At 49.0% G+C, this 18,444-nt stretch carries 20 protein-coding genes and 1 tRNA gene; 4 read left to right on the plus strand and 17 right to left on the minus strand.

The genetic code is table 11. The features are described 5' to 3' along the window. Positions 1–60: 60 nt before the first annotated feature. The 8 genes from QN379_RS12535 to yaaA form a co-directional block, all read right to left on the minus strand. Positions 61–1,314: an NADH-quinone oxidoreductase subunit D gene (locus QN379_RS12535; RefSeq protein WP_322232372.1), complete on the minus strand. Its 1,254-nt coding sequence runs from the start codon at positions 1,312–1,314 to the stop codon at positions 61–63. Then, a complete protein-coding gene (locus QN379_RS12540) occupies positions 1,314–1,910 on the minus strand; it encodes an NADH-quinone oxidoreductase subunit C (protein WP_323506764.1) in 597 nt (198 codons plus the stop codon). The genes QN379_RS12535 and QN379_RS12540 overlap by 1 nt, the downstream gene beginning before the upstream one ends. A gap of 9 nt (positions 1,911–1,919) precedes the next feature. Next, positions 1,920–2,396: a NuoB/complex I 20 kDa subunit family protein gene (locus tag QN379_RS12545; protein WP_014005578.1), complete on the minus strand. Its 477-nt coding sequence runs from the start codon at positions 2,394–2,396 to the stop codon at positions 1,920–1,922. A 3-nt stretch (positions 2,397–2,399) separates the two neighbouring features. Further along, positions 2,400–2,759, minus strand: coding sequence for an NADH-quinone oxidoreductase subunit A (locus QN379_RS12550; protein ID WP_108439673.1), 360 nt, complete (start codon positions 2,757–2,759; stop codon positions 2,400–2,402). Between the two features lie 158 nt (positions 2,760–2,917). Further along, a tRNA-Leu gene (locus QN379_RS12555) sits at positions 2,918–3,002 on the minus strand. A gap of 84 nt (positions 3,003–3,086) precedes the next feature. Then, the gene (gene secG, locus QN379_RS12560; RefSeq protein WP_322232374.1) at positions 3,087–3,524 is read right to left on the minus strand and encodes a preprotein translocase subunit SecG; all 438 of its coding nucleotides are present in this window, start codon (positions 3,522–3,524) and stop codon (positions 3,087–3,089) included. A gap of 198 nt (positions 3,525–3,722) precedes the next feature. Continuing rightward, positions 3,723–4,469 carry a triose-phosphate isomerase gene (tpiA, locus tag QN379_RS12565; protein WP_322232375.1) on the minus strand — a complete coding sequence of 249 codons (747 nt, stop codon included), beginning with the start codon at positions 4,467–4,469 and terminating at the stop codon, positions 3,723–3,725. Positions 4,470–4,640: 171 nt separating this feature from the next. Beyond that, positions 4,641–5,417 carry a peroxide stress protein YaaA gene (gene yaaA / locus QN379_RS12570; RefSeq protein ID WP_322232376.1) on the minus strand — a complete coding sequence of 259 codons (777 nt, stop codon included), beginning with the start codon at positions 5,415–5,417 and terminating at the stop codon, positions 4,641–4,643. Positions 5,418–5,475: 58 nt separating this feature from the next. On the opposite strand from yaaA, the gene QN379_RS12575 reads away from it, so the two are divergent. The 3 genes from QN379_RS12575 (at position 5,476) to QN379_RS12585 (ending at position 8,104) form a co-directional block, all read left to right on the plus strand. Further along, positions 5,476–5,919: a putative toxin-antitoxin system toxin component, PIN family gene (locus QN379_RS12575; RefSeq protein ID WP_323506765.1), complete on the plus strand. Its 444-nt coding sequence runs from the start codon at positions 5,476–5,478 to the stop codon at positions 5,917–5,919. Between the two features lie 217 nt (positions 5,920–6,136). Beyond that, a complete protein-coding gene (locus QN379_RS12580) occupies positions 6,137–7,348 on the plus strand; it encodes a pyridoxal phosphate-dependent aminotransferase (protein ID WP_323506766.1) in 1,212 nt (403 codons plus the stop codon). Positions 7,349–7,411: 63 nt separating this feature from the next. Further along, positions 7,412–8,104 carry a glutathione binding-like protein gene (locus tag QN379_RS12585; protein WP_323506767.1) on the plus strand — a complete coding sequence of 231 codons (693 nt, stop codon included), beginning with the start codon at positions 7,412–7,414 and terminating at the stop codon, positions 8,102–8,104. A gap of 94 nt (positions 8,105–8,198) precedes the next feature. On the opposite strand, the gene QN379_RS12590 is transcribed toward QN379_RS12585, so the two are convergent. From QN379_RS12590 to greB, 7 genes are all read right to left on the minus strand, one after another. Further along, a complete protein-coding gene (locus tag QN379_RS12590; RefSeq protein WP_323506768.1) occupies positions 8,199–9,284 on the minus strand; it encodes a hypothetical protein in 1,086 nt (361 codons plus the stop codon). A gap of 181 nt (positions 9,285–9,465) precedes the next feature. Beyond that, positions 9,466–10,197, minus strand: coding sequence for a phosphatase PAP2 family protein (locus QN379_RS12595; protein WP_322232381.1), 732 nt, complete (start codon positions 10,195–10,197; stop codon positions 9,466–9,468). Positions 10,198–10,269: 72 nt separating this feature from the next. Beyond that, positions 10,270–10,956 (minus strand): TonB family protein, encoded by a 687-nt coding sequence (locus QN379_RS12600; protein WP_322232382.1) that lies wholly within the window; start codon positions 10,954–10,956, stop codon positions 10,270–10,272. Positions 10,957–10,964: 8 nt separating this feature from the next. After that, entirely contained in the window at positions 10,965–11,363 is a 399-nt protein-coding gene (locus QN379_RS12605) for a biopolymer transporter ExbD (protein WP_323506769.1), read from the minus strand. A gap of 1 nt (position 11,364) precedes the next feature. Then, positions 11,365–12,069, minus strand: a complete 705-nt coding sequence (locus tag QN379_RS12610) for a MotA/TolQ/ExbB proton channel family protein (protein WP_322232384.1) — start codon at positions 12,067–12,069, stop codon at positions 11,365–11,367. 85 nt (positions 12,070–12,154) lie between these two features. Next, complete coding sequence (locus tag QN379_RS12615) at positions 12,155–14,389, minus strand: TonB-dependent receptor (protein ID WP_323506770.1); 2,235 nt, start codon at positions 14,387–14,389, stop codon at positions 12,155–12,157. Positions 14,390–14,581: 192 nt separating this feature from the next. Continuing rightward, the gene (gene greB / locus QN379_RS12620) at positions 14,582–15,139 is read right to left on the minus strand and encodes a transcription elongation factor GreB (protein WP_322232386.1); all 558 of its coding nucleotides are present in this window, start codon (positions 15,137–15,139) and stop codon (positions 14,582–14,584) included. 282 nt (positions 15,140–15,421) lie between these two features. Between greB and QN379_RS12625 the strand changes: the two genes are divergently transcribed. After that, a complete protein-coding gene (locus tag QN379_RS12625; protein WP_323506771.1) occupies positions 15,422–16,342 on the plus strand; it encodes a methylglyoxal synthase in 921 nt (306 codons plus the stop codon). A 122-nt stretch (positions 16,343–16,464) separates the two neighbouring features. On the opposite strand, the gene QN379_RS12630 is transcribed toward QN379_RS12625, so the two are convergent. Together QN379_RS12630 and QN379_RS12635 are read right to left on the minus strand one after the other, a co-directional pair. Beyond that, entirely contained in the window at positions 16,465–17,370 is a 906-nt protein-coding gene (locus QN379_RS12630; RefSeq protein WP_322232388.1) for a 23S rRNA (adenine(2030)-N(6))-methyltransferase RlmJ, read from the minus strand. 351 nt (positions 17,371–17,721) lie between these two features. Then, positions 17,722–18,258 (minus strand): hypothetical protein, encoded by a 537-nt coding sequence (locus tag QN379_RS12635; RefSeq protein WP_322232389.1) that lies wholly within the window; start codon positions 18,256–18,258, stop codon positions 17,722–17,724. Positions 18,259–18,444: the final 186 nt, after the last annotated feature.

An 18,444-nucleotide genomic window follows, 5' to 3' on the forward strand; every position in this document is an offset into this window, starting at 1 on the left:
ACATCTTCAAACAAAACCAAGTTCATTCGTACTGTTTTTTAGGTATCCAAAAGTCAATCCTTAGCGGTCAATTTCTCCAAACACAATATCTTGCGTTCCGATAATAGTGACGGCATCCGCAATCATGTGGCCCTTAGCCATCTCATTCAAACCTTGCAAATGCGGGAAGCCGGGTGCACGAATTTTCAGACGATATGGCTTATTGGCCCCATCGGAAACAATGTACACACCAAACTCACCTTTTGGATGTTCAACGGCAGCGTAGGCTTCACCCGGCGGCACGTGGAATCCCTCAGAGAAGAGTTTGAAGTGATGAATCAACTCTTCCATGTTCGATTTCATGTCAACGCGAGAAGATGGTGCCACTTTGTGATTAGTCGTCATCACCGGACCATCATTGTTTCGCAACCATTCTACGCACTGCTTGATAATATGGTTTGACTGACGCATTTCTGCGACGCGTACAAGGTAGCGATCGTAACAATCGCCGTTCTTACCGACTGGAATATCAAAATCCAGTAGATCATAAACTTCGTAGGGTTGCTTCTTGCGCAAATCCCATTCGATACCAGATCCGCGCAACATTGGACCCGTGAAACCCATGGCTTTGGCGCGCTCTGGTGAGACAACACCGACGCCAACCAGCCGCTGTTTCCAAATACGATTATCCGTCAGCAAGGTTTCGTATTCGTCAACGTATGTAGGAAAACGGGCTGTGAAATCCTCAATGAAATCCAGCATTGAACCCTGGCGGTTTTCATTCAAGGCCTTGATGGCTTTTGCGTTACGAACAATCGATGCTTTATGCTGCGGCATTTGGTCAGGCAGATCGCGATACACACCGCCGGGACGATAGTAAGCGGCATGCATCCGTGCGCCGGAAACTGCTTCATAACAGTCCATCAAATCTTCACGTTCGCGGAATGCATACAACAATACTGCCATTGCGCCGACGTCCAATGCATGCGCGCCGATCCACATCAAGTGATTCAACAAACGGGTTATTTCATCGAACATGACGCGGATGTATTGCGCACGCAAAGGCACTTCGAGGCCTAGTAAGCGCTCGATAGCCATCACGTATCCGTGCTCATTACACATCATCGACACGTAGTCGAGACGATCCATGTAAGGAACCGATTGCAAATAGGTTTTTTGCTCTGCCAATTTTTCAGTTCCGCGGTGCAACAAACCAATATGCGGATCGGCACGCTGGATAACCTCGCCATCCAACTCCAGCACGAGGCGCAAAACACCATGCGCAGCAGGATGTTGCGGACCGAAGTTCAGCGTGTAATTCTTGATTTCTGCCATTATTTGATCCCGTAATTTTCTTCGCGAATCACGCGCGGCGTGATTTCACGCGGATCTATCGTAACAGGCTGATAAATTACGCGCTTTTGCTCTGGGTCATAACGCATCTCAACGTAGCCAGAAACAGGGAAATCTTTGCGGAACGGATGACCGATAAATCCGTAGTCGGTCAAAATACGACGTAAATCGTTATGACCTTCGAACAGGATTCCGAAGAAATCGAATGCTTCGCGTTCGTACCAGTCAGCAGCAGACCAAATACCTGTCAAAGATGACAGAATAGGCAACTCATCATCGGGCGCAAATACACGCACGCGCAAGCGCCAGTTATGTTCGAGGGACAGCAAATGCGAAACGGCAGCAAAACGTGCACCGTCCCACGCCCCATCACCGTACGTTGAGTAATCAACGCCGCATAAATCGATCAACTCTTCAAAGCGCGTATCGGCATGATCACGTAGTACGCGCATGACCGACAAATAATTCGACGCCTTGACGATAATGGTGACCTCGCCGAAGGCAACAGTCAGACTTTGAAGATCGTCGCCTAGCGCATTACGCACAGCTGCTTCAAGGGTTTCTAATTTCGTCGTCATTCGGTTCTCTTAGCGCGCAATCGTATTGGTGCGGCGAATCTTGTTTTGCAGCTGAATGATGCCGTACAGCAGGGCTTCAGCAGTCGGAGGGCAGCCGGGAACGTAGATATCAACAGGCACAATACGATCACAACCACGCACTACTGAATAGGAGTAATGATAGTAACCACCACCGTTTGCACACGAACCCATTGAAATAACCCAACGAGGCTCCGGCATTTGGTCGTAAACCTTACGTAACGCAGGTGCCATCTTATTACAGAGCGTTCCTGCGACGATCATGACATCCGACTGGCGCGGCGATGGGCGAAAAATAACGCCGAAACGATCCATGTCGTAGCGCGAGGCTCCGGCGTGCATCATCTCGACTGCACAACAAGCCAAACCAAACGTCATCGGCCACAAGGAACCGGTACGCGTCCAATTAATGAGTTTATCAGCCGTAGTGGTGACAAATCCTTCGTTCAATACACCTTCAATTGACATGATTTACTCCCAATCCAGCGCGCCCTTCTTCCATATGTACCAGAAGCCGACAACAAATTCAGCGATGAATACCATCATCGTGATGAAGCCAGCCCAGCCGAGATCTCGCATAGCGACACCCCAAGGGAAGAAAAAGGCAGTTTCCAGATCGAACAAAATGAACAAAATGGCGACAAGGTAATACCGCACATCAAACTTCATGCGCGCGTCTTCGAATGCTTCAAAACCGCATTCGTATGGAGAGTTTTTTTGAGCATCGGGCCGATGTGGCCCAAGAATACGACCCAGCAATTGCGGCATAACACCAACCGCAATACCGATCAATATAAATAATAAGACGGGGAAATAATTTTCGAGGTTCACGATTTTTCGCCAATAATTTGAACGGTTAGCAAAGTGATGTGAGGTTAAGTTTTATACCGATTAATTCGATCCGTATAAGACTTAACTGCTTGAATCTACCATCACTAGTTCCTCGATAACAAACCAGCGTAGGAACAACTTTGCTGACTTTAAAAGCTTGGTGCCGACGGCGAGACTCGAACTCGCACAGCTTTCGCCACTACCCCCTCAAGATAGCGTGTCTACCAATTTCACCACGTCGGCATAAGGGCATATTTTAACCTGTTTTCGCATTTTTGTTCAATGCACAATTTGATTAAAACCCAGTAATTACGTTCTAAACTAAAACTATTTAGGGATTTGATTCGAAGGGTCGGTACTATGCCCTGCCGCAGCTGGATTTGTCGCTGCCGCTGGCGCACTTGCGGCCGGTGTCGCTGGCGCGCTACCCGCTGTATTTGGCACAGGAACCGTAGTCGATGGAATCGATGCCGCCGGTGCGGATGCCGCTGGCAAACTGTCCATTACACCGCCAGTTGCTGCAGTGCGATGACTACCCAAATAAACCAAAGCTAATGTTGCACAGAAAAAAATCAGCGCGGCCAAACCCGTCGACTTTGACAAAAAATTCGATGAGCCAGTCGCTCCAAACAAACTACCTGAAGCGCCCGAGCCAAAAGCTGCGCCCATATCGGCACCTTTACCATGCTGCAATAGGACAAGTCCGATAATCGTTAACGCCGACAAAACTTGAACGACAACGATAATAGTAAGTACTGAGTTCATTTAATGATTTTCCAATGGAGAGATACTTCTGTTTTTTACGATCTAATTCTTTTAGCGCTTTTCACTACTATATTTCCGCCGCACCCGCATGAATAGCTTATTAATCAGCTGTTCAATAGCTGGTGGACCTACCGCCTTATTGACACCGGCAAGTCACATCGATATTACGAGCGAATCGATGTCTCACCGGTGCGAAGCTCAAGCCGCAGCAATAATAGAAAGAAAATCTGCTGCCTTCAATGCTGCACCACCGATCAGGCCACCGTCAATATCCGGCATTGCCATGAGTTCGGCTGCGTTATCGGGCTTCATGCTCCCGCCGTACAAAATCTTTACAACCGATGCAGATTCGCTGTCCCTAAGCGACACTTTACTCCGCAAAGCTGCATGGACATCCTGCGCCATTTGCGGCGTGGCTGTTTTACCCGTCCCAATCGCCCATACCGGCTCATAGGCAATCACAATCTTCTTTATCGCAGAGACCTCAAGCAGTGCCAGTACGGCATCTAACTGCTCACCGACTACAGCATCGGTTTGTCCTGCTTCACGTTGCGCCAAGGTTTCACCCACGCAAACAATCGGGGTTAAACCCGCCTGCAGCGCACTCAACGTTTTTTGCGCCACCATTTGGCTGGACTCACCATGATACGCGCGCCGCTCGGAATGGCCGACAATCACATACTTACAGTCAAAATCAATCAACATAGAGGCCGCCACCTCACCCGTATAGGCACCGGAAGCATGAACAGATACATCCTGCGCGCCCCAAGCCAATGCCGTTCCGGCAAGCGCGGCCTGGCACTGGGCCAGATACGGAGATGGCACACATACTGCTATATCGCAATTAGTCGCCCCAAGGCCAGCCTTCAGTTCCGCCAGCAATGACGTGTTGGCAGCTAAGCTGCCATTCATTTTCCAATTTCCAGCTACGAGATTGCGACGCATTATCGGCAAAGCCCACTATTTTAATAACCCGACATTCTAACGCGGGAGGACCGAGGCGGTCAAACCACAGGATTATTACCCATTATTTTCACTGATCGATGTCCATAAAAACAGGAGAAACGTGCTTATTTACAACCTTTATAGAAGGGAAGCGCCTATAAACACCATGGGTTAAGCAGCGAGGCGGCGTCGAAATACCCAACGCGCCGCATCAGAATCTTTTGCGGCAAATTGATAACCCTCTACATCAAAGTCTTTCAATTGCTCTGGATCTGTCACTTTATTCACGGTCGCGTAGCGTGCCATCAACCCCCGCGCGCGCTTCGCATAGAAGGAGATAATCTTATATTTACCGTTTTTCCAGTCTTCAAAAACTGGTGCGACGATACTCGCCTCCAAGACTTTGGGTCGAACCACTTTAAAATACTCATCCGATGCCAGATTGACCAAGACATCGGCTTTAAGTTTGGCTAACTCCTGATTTAGCCCAAGTGTTACGGTGTCATGCCAAAATGCATATAAATTCTTGCCGCCAGGATTCGCCAGTTTTGTCCCCATTTCCAGTCGGTAAGGCTGCATCAGATCGAGTGGCCGCAGCATGCCATACAACCCGGATAAAATACGGACGCGACTTTGTGCATAAGACAATTGTTTCGCGTTCAACGAGTTGGCATCAAATCCTGCGTAGACGTCACCATTGAATGCCAAAATTGCTTGTTTGGCATTAATGCTGCTGAAATTTGTTGACCAGGAGGAAAACCGCGTGGCGTTCAGATGCGCAAGAGCATCGGAAATATGCATCAGTCCGCCCACTTCTGCGGGTGACATTTTTTTTAACACGTCAACCAATTCAGCCGAGCGCGAAATAAAATCTGGCAATGTATGTAGATCAGTAGTCGGTGGCGTGGTGTAATCGAGCGACTTGGCAGGCGATAGAACAATTAACATAGATAATATCCGTACTCATGTATTCAAAAAATAAACATACCGAAAAGAATTGTTCCCAATGATACCGAAGCGCATCGTAATCGACACGAATGTCTGTTTAGATTTATTTGTTTTCCGTGACCCACGCTGGTCAGCATTGACGGCAGCGCTTCAATCAGGCGAGGTTGAAGCCGTAACGCGTGCCGACTGCCGCATGGAATGGCAACTGGTTTTGCATTACTCGCACCTGCCCATTAACGACGAGACGCGTCCGGGATTCAACCTGGCGTTCGAAACATATATAAAATATGTTGAGCCGGAGGCGCTATCTCCCCGCACCGATATCCGATTACCGATTTGCTCCGACCCGGATGACCAGAAATTTCTGGAATTGGCACTAGATACGCACGCCACAACGCTCATTACCAAGGACAAAGCGCTCCTGAAGCTAGCTCGCAAGACCGCTAAATTAGGACTTTTTTCGATCATTCCCCCTCAGAGTTGGCAACTGCCGCAACAGTAATTACGCTTCTTATATGAGTTCGGCCACAAACCGCTAAAATAAGCATGTAATTATAGAAACCTGTTGCCGAGCAAAATATTTAAAAAAATTTCATGTGTTTGTCAAAATTTCCCGATGAAACTAGTACAAGTGCGGACCGGCATCGCACTGCTGGATGGCTCTCGGAAAATTAACCACAGCCGCATCTGTTATCGTCGATACCTCATCATAAAAACTCATGACCAAGCTGCCCAATGTTGCCGCATTTACGGCACCTCTTACCTCCCTAAACGCCACCGTTCCGACGTTGCGGTCAAAACTACCTAACGTTGGCACCACCATTTTCACAACCATGTCAGCGCTTGCGATTGAAAAAAATGCGGTCAACTTAGGCCAGGGTTTCCCCGATTTTAATTGTGATCCTGCGCTGGTCGGCGCCGTTAGCGAGGCCATGAAGAATGGCCTGAACCAATACCCTCCAATGGTGGGTATACCTTCACTGCGATCAGCCATCGCTGAGAAGATCAAAAAACTGCACGGGCATAGTTATGATCCGGCCACTGAAATCACCGTCACTGCGGGCGCCACCCAAGGTTTGCTGACGGCCATTATGTGTGCGGTCCACACCGGCGATGAAGTGATTGTCATCGAGCCGGCTTATGACAGCTACGTGCCAGCCATTGAATTGGCTGGCGGCAAACCGGTCTTTGTACAAATGACACTCGGCGCAAACGGATACGCTGTGCCATGGGATAAAGTCGCGGCAGCGGTGAGTCCCCGCACCCGGCTCATTATGATCAACTCTCCGCACAATCCCACCGGCAGCGTGCTGAGCGCCACTGATATAGCAGCATTGGCAGACATCGTACGCGACACCGACATTCTGATCTTATCGGATGAAGTCTATGAACACATGGTGTATGACGGCTTGACGCACGAATCGATCAGCCGTCATCCTGAGCTGGCCGCGCGCGCTTTTATTGTGTCGAGCTTCGGCAAAACCTATCACGTTACGGGCTGGAAAATCGGTTTCGTTGCAGCACCCGTTGCCCTCTCTGCGGAATTTCGCAAAGTGCATCAATTCAACGTTTTCACGGTCAATACGCCTGTCCAGTATGGGATTGCACAGTATATGCAGAATCCAGCGCCCTATCTGGAACTGTCCGCCTTCTATCAGCGCAAGCGTGATTTATTTCGGACTGGCTTACAAGATTCTCGCTTCAAATTATTACCTTCTGATGGCACGTATTTTCAGTGCGTGGATTACTCCGCAATTTCCTCCACAAGTGAGGTGGAATTTGCGAGCTGGTTAACTAGTGAAATTGGCGTTGCTGCGATTCCTGTGTCCGCTTTTTACTCGACGCCACGTCAATCCGGCATCGTGCGCTTTTGTTTTGCGAAACAAGATGAAACCCTGCATAAGGCGCTGCAACGACTAAAAACCATTTAAAGTTTGACAGTTAACACTTACGCATTGCTCACACCGATTGATCACCCCGCAAAGGAAATATTGATGATAGACGTCTATAGCTGGCCAACACCTAACGGTCATAAAATACATATTATGCTGGAAGAATGTGGATTGCCTTATCGCGTACACGCTATCGATATTGGCGCTGGCGACCAGTTCACTCCAGACTTTTTATCGATTTCTCCTAATAATAAAATTCCTGCCCTCGTTGATGAGGAAGGTCCCGATGGCGAACCGATTTCGATATTTGAATCTGGCGCTATTTTGCTTTATCTTGCCAGCAAGACAGGCCAATTCCTCGGTAATACTGATCGGGAACGATTTAAGACATTGGAATGGCTTATGTTTCAGGTCGGCGGCGTGGGTCCCATGTTAGGACAGGCGCATCACTTCCGCATGTACGCACCGGACCAAATCGCGTACGCCGTTGATCGGTATACCAACGAAGCCAAACGCCTGTACGGTGTCATCGATAAACAACTGGCTACCAACGCCTATCTGGCCGGGAGCGAATATACCATCGCCGATATGGCGACTTTCCCGTGGCTGCGTTCATGGAAAAATCAAGGCGTCGAATTGAGTGATTTTCCACATGTGGAAAAATGGTTCGACACCATCAGTCAACGCCCTGCCGTTATTCGCGGCGTGGAAGTGCTGGCTGACTTACGTAAGCCGTTGACGGGGGACAAAGAGCGTAACATTTTATTCGGCAATCAACAGTACGAAAAAAGATAACGGCCGACAGTAAATCTGCTGAACTGTGGCATTCCCCTTACTTTCAAGTACGGGTAATGCCACACCGCCAGTGATTGAGAATTTATTGATTATTTCAAGGCGAAACGGTCACTAAGGTCAACGTATCAGGAATAAACCGTGGTCGTGACGTTGCTTTTTTCCGTGGAGTTTTACCCGCAAATTCTATTTTTGCGGCTACCACATATATATTGTGAGAAACCGGATCAATCGCCATGGTTCTTGCTCCCTGTATGGTGTTGACCGTTTGCATGCGTTGATAGTGGGTAGAGTCACGAGCGCCAATGATATCAAGTGTGCCATCGCCATTCGAACTGAATGCCAATTTGGTCGTCGCATCAAAAGCAGTTGCATCGCTGCCTTTACCGATAGTCACAGAATCCAGTATCTCGCCCGAACTAGCGTCGACAATAGCCATCTTTTGATTATGGCAACCAACAAATAACCGCTGCGTCACCAGATCAATCGAAAGCCCGGCTGGCTCGTCACAACTTGCAGATAAATCGACCCGCTGAATCACTTGCAACTTCTGTGTATCGACGATAACCAGTTGATTTTTATCCTCTAAATTCACGAATAAACGCCCTTTTCCGTCGACCGCCACAAACTCCGGCTTACCACCCAATGCTATCGCAGCAAGTGACTTCCCCGCCAGTGCATCAATCGGCGTGAGACTGTCCGACCCGCCATTGCCCGCGAATACACGTTTGCTGAGCGGGTCGTACACAATCCCGTCGGGCTTCTTTTCGGTAGCGGTAGTGCTAATAATGTTAAGAGTGGACAGCGCAAAGATGGTTACTGAATTGCCTTTCCCGTTACTGGTGAATCCTCGATCCAAATCAGAGGCAATCGCAACGCCATGCACCCCAGGGGTATTCGGAATTGCGCCGACTAGTTTCTTTTTATCGACATCGAATACCTCAACCCGATCGCCGTGTGCTATGAATAAATGACGGTGCTCAGCATCCATCGTCATGTAGTCCCATTTCACATCGCCTTCCAAATGAAATTTATCCATGACGTGATAGTGCGGTTGATGGCTGACCTCAACTCCCTTCTCATTGGCAAGAGAATCAACTGAACTTAACATGCCCACTATCGCCAGAGAAGTAATGGCGAGGGATAATGCAACTTGCGTGTTGCGCAGCGAAACAAGAAACATGCTGGCATTCCTTTCAAAGGATAAAAATGTATTTGGCTAAATGATGATGCAATAAAGATTCATAACATTTCGTGCAGAAAATCTTATGCAACCTTTTTTACAAAAATCTCTTATAAAATTCTTATAAAAGCGTCGGCCTACAATCTTGGTTAGCTTATTAGAACTAATTTTTTTGCTCTGATTACTTATTGTCTTTAGATAAATCCTCGGCTAAACCCAGTTGATTACGCAACTCAATTTTAGCCGAGGCAAAGCCAGTCTTAAAATCATCACGCATCATGAGATTTGCGGCGATCAATGTCCCGACAATACGACCGGCTTCAATGTCTGAGGGATAATGTACACCACCGACAATACGATTATTCGCATACTCGCGCGCGCGCGCCATAATTTCGGCACGCTTTTCGGGCACCATGTTTGCCAAAACTATCCCCATCAATGTGCCGCCCGTTGCGTGGCCGGAAGGATAAGATCCAGATGCCGTCAGTTTAACCACTGGCTTGACCAGATCACTATATTGATAGGGGCGCGGACGCTGCCAAAAATTCTTGGATGGGTCCACCACTGCTCCCTCCGAACTCACGACACGCGAGAAAAAATCCGAAAATTTCGGCAAATTTTCAGGCTTAAAATTTGGCCCCAGCACATCTGCAAATCGCCAGATATTTTCCACAGCGTCGGCTTTAGCCCGCGCTACCATTTCCGGCGTACGCGTGACCTGCACGGTCAATATCTCTCCCAACTCGGCCTTGGTCTGAGCCGAGTCGTTAGGGGGCGGCGGCGGTAATAACTTCACCAAATCAATATCTCTTGCTGAAATAAATGGCTCAGCGCCTTTTGCGATCGCAGGTGAACCGATAAAAGAGGATGCTGCAAAGAGACAGAACGCTAAAGATGTATATAAATTGCGCATAACAATAACCTTAGAAATGATTTAAGTTTTAAATGCTTAACTTGTTCAAAGTGCTCGAAGTGCTCAAAGTACTCAGCGTGTAAATTCAACCCAAACTTGATACAACTTATCGACGCCACGCATATCCGTTGGTGGCTCGGGATAGTGCGCGTTCTGCACCGACTGCAACGCGGCCCGATCAATCATGCCGATGGCGCTCGATATGATCACGCTGGCTTGCGATGGAATGGCATCTCGCAAATGGAACTCCACTCGCACACGACCTGAAAAATGCAATGCGGCCGCCGCTGGTGGATAGGCAACCGCAGCCTGCACCGCAGCGCGCACTTTGGCCGCATACGCAAGACTTGCATCGGCCTTACCGCTAGTAGCCGGAGGTGGCGTAGGCGGTGATGGCGGTGCAGGCATCGAAGTCGGTTCGGCAAATGCGGTTGGTGTCTGTGCGAGTGGCAGCGGAATGGTTGGCGGTGTAACTGGTTTCTGCGGAACGGTCTGCGCTTGCGGTTTGGTCGGGATCACCTTTGTTTTTGGAGTCGGCTGCGGTTTTGGCCGCGCTGGCTCAGGTGGTTTGGGCGTCGGAAGCGCCTCTGGCGGCTTCTCTTCACTCAATAGAGTAATCGGTACCGGCGCCGATAAGGCAGGCTTCGAAGGCGTTGCAACCAAAATAATACCGACGACGGTCACCAACGCAATCTCTACCAGAACCGCTAGGCCAAACGCTCCCACAGGAAAGCGATGAATGGGAATAGTTGCAGACATAGCCGCCCTTATTTGGTGTTGGCATTGCGCGTAGCGAGACCAATTTCGGTCGCGCCACCGTTACGAATAGCATCAATCACTTCCATCACCTGCTGCAATGATGCAGTCTGATTTCCCGCGATGGTGACAGATGTTTTTACACTGTCGCGCTTGCGCAGCAACGCGGTCAGTTGCGTCGCCGTCAGCGTGTAATTTTCGACAAGCAACGCGCCATCCGGTGCAATTTCGACCAACAATTTAGGAGGTGGCATTGTGACGGCAGTTGAACTGGTTGGCAATTTGGTGACATGGCCCGAAGTAGGAATCATGCGTAACGTCAACATCGCAAAAAAAACCAGTAAAAACAACATGATATCGATCATCGGAATAATTTCGATACGGGCTTTCCGTGTTTCCAGATAACGCATCTCAGGCTCTCGCTGGCAATGTGATCGACTTGACGTGTGACGTCGCTGGAACCAATGTCGACACGTGCGATGCAGCGCGCAAAGCCGAGTGTGAAGCCAGAAGATCGTGACGATTGACCAGCATAATCTTGATCGTCTCAAGCTGATGCAAAACAATTCGCACGCGAGTATGCAAGGCATTAAAAAATACCAGACCGATCATTGCAATCAAAAGACCTGAAGCAGTCGCAATCAGGGCTTCAGCAATCCCACCTGTGATCTGCGCAGCGCCATTCTGGGCGTCGCCCAGCACATGAAATGCGTTGAACATGCCAATGATGGTGCCGAATAAACCAAGCAAAGGCGCCAACGTGATTACCGTGTCAAGCACCCACAATGAGCGATCAAGAATTGGTACTTCATGCATGATGGCCTCCTCCAGATGACCGCCAAAAGTATCCCGGTCGGCGCTGGCGGGTTCTTTTTGCAAGACGTCAAATAAGCGGACATGCGGCAATTTTGACAGTTTTTCTGGTACAGACCACGTACTGAGCTGGACGTTGTCTTTTTTTAGCAAAGCAATTAACTGTTCGCCACCTTGCTGCATGTTAGACAAATGACGGGTGCGCTCGATGATAACGGTCAATGCTACAAGCAACAAAACCATCATCAAATACAGTGTGCCACCGGAGTCATTGGCCAGTTCAAATAAATGTGAAATATTCATAATTTTAGATAGGCGATCAAAGGTCAGAAATCAATCATCAGAAAATGGGGAAAGCAATGCTTCCCCGCTAAATCAGATGACAGAATTAGAAATCAAGGGTGAGCGTCAAAGAAGTGCTACGCGCTGGAAGCAAAGTCAGTTGGTCACCCGGAGCCGGGACTGAGGTTTTTGTCGAGGCCGGTGTCACGCCAACGATACTGTGATTATCAAAGAGATTATTGACACCGAACTGAACCTTCGCCTGCTTAGCCCAACTCACTGGATTCTTCCATGTATAGTTGACGAACAGATTCGATAGAAGGAACGGATCAATTGACACAGCTTGATGGATACCACCGTTGTCGTTATACATCTTGCCTACGCGCTTGGTGAACCAGCCTGTATTCCAGGCACCTTGCTCGTAACTCAGACCCAGCGTTTCAGTATCGCTCGGCGCACTGGCAACCCATTGACCGTTGGAATATTTGGAGCTTCCATAAGTGCCATTGATATACAGACTGAAACCGCCGCCCAGAATGATATTGCTTTCCGCTTCGACACCTTGCGTCACTGACGTTCCGTTGGCATAAAATGTGGTATTACCACTAGTATCAGTCGACGATGAATAGGCGTTATCAAACTTGATATGGTAAGCATCGACGTCTAACGTAAATCGCTCCGACTTCCACACAGTACCAATCTGAAAAGTCTTGGTCTTAACCATTGCAGGTAACACAGTGACATTCGCATTTTTGACGTCAAAAACGTTGGTCGGCGGGATCTCGCTACCGGTCGCAAACTGGGCGTAAGCAGACCAGTTCTGTTGCAGTTTGTAATGCACATCCAACGACGGAAGCGTCGAGTTATAGGTCGTTGCATGCGAAATACTTGGCGCGCCACCGAGACTACCGACCGTCTTGCCGTTGTCAGCAAACTGCGTAAAATCCTGACGGTAAGACGCATACTTCACGCCTGGAGTGATTTTAAGATCATTCGTGACATTAAACTCGTACTCAACAAACGGTTGCAGTGTCGTCGTTTTAAATTTCTCATGAAAATTTGGTAGTACAGCATCAATCCAGGTACGGGGATCGGACGGAATCTGGTAGCGATTGGTATCTGCATATTCAGACCACAGACCGGTGCGTAAAGTCCCCATGCCTGATTCTTGACTAAGACGTAGCAAATTGCCGTAAGTCCGATACGCATTGAGCTTGTCAGTGCCGCTAGTCGTCGTGATCGTGGTGCCGTTGTAATTTTGCTGGTTGTGATAAGCGTAGGTGTACAACTTGTCGTCCAGCTTCCAGCCGTTGCCCAGATTCGAGGTCAAACCAAGATATTCAAAATCTGATGTGACATGATAAAAATTATAGCCGTAATAGTTGGCCTGTTTTGGGTCGCCGCTCATAAGGTAATTGTCGCCATACTGCGCAACTTGCGCGCGGGTCGGGCCCTTGGTGTTCGGCGTATTTGTGTGCAAATCGATTGACGATGCGAACACAGTCAGTGCAGTGTTGTCGGTGATTGCAAACTGGTACTTAAGTGAAATGGCATCACGCTTTTGCTTGTTATAGGTTTCGTACCCGTCCGATTTCATCTCATGCACATTGAACAAAAGGTTTGAGGAACCGTCGGACCCAAACTGTCCAGTTTCATGTTCGAGACCAATCAAAGACGTGTTCCAGGTCCCGTATGATCCGGTCACGCTTGTGCGTTGTTGCGGATCAAGATTACGCGATAATAAGTTAATTGAGCCACCAAAATTGGTGGGACCAATTGTCGCCGCAGAGCCAGGGCTGCGATCAACCACCGCACCGCCGATAAACTGTGCAGGGAAAAAGGCCCAGGTATGGTGAGTCGGGCTATTGGTGTCCTGAAATGGAATACCATCAAAGGTCACCGAATAGTCACCATCCTGAAAACCGCGAAAGTAAGTCTTGGTATCACCAAGACCAGGGCCATTTGGGCTATAGCTATACACACCCGGTGTCATTTGGATCACTTGGCTAAAGTCAGCAATCGGCGAAGTATAGTTACGAATGAAAGCTTCGCTCACTTCGGATTGGGCTGACCGTGCCTCCAATGACCCTTGGGACGGTGCGCTTTTGGCGGCAGCAGGAATACGCGATGTCTGGGTTGCAGAACCCGAACCGTCAGCCGCACTGACCGCACCCAGATCGGTGGCTTGCTGGGCATATCCAACGACCGGTGTGACGATGCACAGCATGGCGATGGCTCGCAGAATGTGGGTATTACAGGTTTTAAGATGTGGCGTGGAGTGCTGCTTAAGACTTGGCTGGACACCGGACGTTGGTGTTGGCTTGACGCTACGAACTTTCATGATGTCTCCTGTAGAAAAGGAGGCATGCTAGTGAATCAATATTTCGTCCTCATGACGTTGTCGAAAAACAACACCCATTTATAACTTTGTAACCTATTTTTCGCCAAAGTATCAATTTTGTGATCCATTTAAGATAGTCTGCCGTCGTCGAAATAACCACCAACGCGGATCACATGCGCAATCGTTTTCACCTCAGGAAGATGCGGGATATTCGACATCCAGTATTTCTAACTCATCCAATCCGGCAGGTGTCATCAAGGTGACGAACTCGCCTTCATGCGCTTTGGTCAGCGCACGTGCAACCGGTGAAATCCAGCTAATTTTTCCATGTAACGGATCAAGCTCGTCGATCCCAACGATAGTCACCGTGTGCTCTTCGCCGGCATGATTTTGGTAGCGCACTGTTGCCCCAAAAAAAATCTGATCGCGACCATGATGCACGCTCGGATCGACTATCTCAGCCTGATCCAGGCGCTTGGTCAAAAATCGAATCCGTCGGTCAATTTCACGTAATCGCCGCTTGCCGTAAATATAATCGCCATTTTCAGAGCGATCTCCGTTTGAGGCCGCCCACGAGACAATGCGGACAACTTCAGGCCTCGCGTTATCGATCAAATCGAGCAACTCAGCTTTCATGCGCGCATGCCCGGCAGGCGTCATATAATTTTTGGTGCCCGCAGGAATTGGCGGCAATCCAAACTCCAGATCGTCGTCATCGCCATCGGATTCTTTGACAAAGGCTTTATTCATACTTAGTATTGTAGTGCGATTTCGCCATCACCCGCAAATTTGCCAAAAGCAATTGTGACGGCATCGGGTATGCAAGTATTCAAACTGGCTAACCTGCGATCATTGAGCAGAATGGGACGTTACTGCTTAGTTACTGCTTAGTTACTGCTTAGTTGCAGCCCAGTTACTGCTAAATAAGAGCGTACTAAATAACAGCAACGGAGATAAGAATCTATGAGCGATTCACTCCGTTAGTGTTTGCAGTACCATTTTTCATTTCTTCCCTTTGGGACATAACGCCATATGCCAGTCATTTCCGCCAGTGATCGTCGCCCCTACCGCATCGGCTTGGCCTCAAGCCGCACGCATCAAGACGCCCCGCACTCACCGCTTGCGCAGTTAATAAATGGTAGTCGTGCAGCAATTGAACAGCATTTACAGCCGAATTTAATCGTCGTCGGCCGCACGTTGGATGCAATCAACCAGCTTGGCTTGCTTGACGGCTATCCACACGTGGAGCGCTTTCCCTACGGACGACAAGGCGGTTTGATGAAACTGGTCTCGCGCGTAGTCGATAGTGATCCAACGCGTACGCTCGATGCAGTGATTTATTTGATGGATCCAGTGGATCCGTCGTCAACCTTCCCGGAAGCCGTGGCGCTGAAACGTCAGTGCGTGATTCACGGTAAGCCTTTTTTATCGACGTTAGCAGGTGCGCGGGAATGGCTGGAACTGGAGTCCGTCGCGCTCGGCGCAGTGCCGAATCCAGAGCTTGACCTGTCCTTTGATCTTGCGAATGAAGGCATCGCGCTGATTGCGCACGACGCCATGAAAGAACGCATGCTGGCCATTGCCGAACGCCATTTTTCTCTGCTCGATCAATTTGCGTTTCGCTGCGCGACCGGTACTACCGGTAGTCTGCTCAACAAATTGGCGCAAAAAATCAAAGGCGAAGAAGCCGGACGTCATTGGGTGAAACCCTTTTTGAGTGGCCCAATGGGTGGCGACGCACAAATTGCAGAACTGATATTGGATCGTCAGCAATGTCGGCGCGTGCTGTTCCTTGAAGATCCGCACGTCGCTCGCCAACATGAAGCAGACATTCAGTTGCTTGAGCGTGCTGCGCGCACGGTGACTGACTATGCGTTGTGTATCAATGATGCGGGATGTGGCGAACGCTGGTTAACGTTATTGGAAAAGCGCGTTTCACTGAAAAGTAACTAACAAAACTGACCATTCGTTAACTGTATTCGCATTCGGAATGTTCTTGCAATACAACGAAAAAGGCAGCGTTCCCATAGCGGAAACGCTGCCAATGTTATTGCTGCGGATTCGGCGATTACCAGTTACACGCGACGCGTGCCCGTATTCACCGCTGCAGTCGCACCAGATTCCAGCGTAAAGCCAGCGCCTGAATCCGTGCCCAGTGTTTTCACCAGATACGGCATCAATTCTTTTAACAGCGGCTCAAGCGTCCATGGCGGGTTGAGGACAAACATACCGCTACTGTGCAAACCGAAACCATCCGGCGACGGTGTCTTGACAGTCAAGGTGACGTTGAGCCAGCCATTTGCTTTCAGACGCTTTAATTTATCCGGCATTTGACGCGATTCCATGCGATTTAGCACTGGATACCACACCGCATAAGTTCCGGTTGAAAAGCGCAACAGCGCATCTTCAAGCGTATTCTTTACCAAACGATAATCGTCCTTAACTTCATAAGGCGGATCAATCAAGACCAAACCACGGCGCGACGGCGGCGGCAATAATGCCTTCAAACCCAAAAAGCCATCACCCTGCGTAATCATGACGCGTTTACCACGACTGTTACTATGACTACGCTGCGCATCCAGTTTGCGGAAATTGTCAGTCAATATCTTGCTGTCGCTTGGATGCAGTTCAAACAAACGCAAACGGTCTTGTTCACGCATGGTGATATCCGCACAATACGGCGAGCCAGGATAGAAACGCAGTTTGCCGTCCGGGTTGAGTTTGCGCACTACATTGACATACTCGGCGAGCGCTGGCGGCAAATCCTTACGGCTCCAAAGACGGCTAATACCGGTTTCAAACTCAGCATTTTTTGACGCATAACCGCCATCCAGCGCATACACGCCCGCGCCTGCGTGGGTGTCAATGACGGTATAAGCGGTATCCTTCTGGCCGAGGTAATCAAGCAGTTGGATGGTCACGAGATGCTTCAGCACGTCAGCGTGATTGCCTGCATGGAAAGCGTGGCGATAACTCAGCATAAAAATATCTATCTTGGTAAAGGGTGATTCCAACTGCATATCGGCAGCGCGGCAGCGTTTTTGTCGATGTGGTTAGCAACAAAAAAAGATCCGCCTCGCACGATGATTGTCGTATGCGGTACGTTGCAATTCGTGGCTAGCGCAAGCTTTCTGGATTGAACTATAAATAGTCCAAATAACTGCTTTGCAATGGAGAAGAGGCGTATTTTAACAATTTCAGCGACTCGATGGCAGATATCACACTTTTAGCCCTGTTTTAGGCGACTAAGTGTGCATTCTGCACGCATTTTCGCCCTAACATCCTCACAATTCGGTCAAGATTTTGCGAAACGGTTCTTCCACCGCTAGTGGTTAATCCGGCAAAGATTGCATTTTAGATAATTCTTTGGCAACTTTAACGCAAGCATCAATATGGCGATTGCCCACCGAGCGAAAAGCGGAATAACCAATCGCAGCAGAGACCATCTGCCCAGCTATCGGAACCAATCTGACGGCATTTTTGCTGACCAGCTTGACACCGCTGCGCATTAATATTTTGAGCAATAATTCACGCGTCACGATACGGCCAACCAAGGTACTGCCAGCGCCCACAATGACGCTGTAAATGGCGACTTTACGGGTTGGATGCAGAACTTCAATCTGCTCTGGTGACAGACCAAACTCTGCATTGATATCTTGGATTAGACCTGACAACAAATGAATATCGATGGCGATATCCACCCCAAACACCGGCAACGCCGAGGCCCCGGCCGACCACATCGCACGACGGGCGACCAATGCCTGACAACGACGTCGCACAATATCCATGGCGACGTCAGAAGCCGGAATAGGTGTCTCAAATGTAATTTTTGGTTCAGTACGAGCGTGTAACCATTTGGGAATCAACATTGCACCTTGCCTTTCTTTCCCTCTTTTAAAGGGACGCTGGAAAGTCTTTTAACTGACACTGCCGCAGAGATTAGTAAGAGTGCACCTACTAAGATTAATTCAAAATCGTAACGACAAACGGCTAACGGCTAACGGCTAACGCGAACGTATAGCTGGTTGCTGGCTTGGGCAGCGTGTTGCATCGCG

Origin of the sequence: Glaciimonas sp. Gout2, assembly GCF_035018905.1 — a bacterium.
Taxonomy (GTDB): Bacteria; Pseudomonadota; Gammaproteobacteria; order Burkholderiales; family Burkholderiaceae_D; genus Glaciimonas.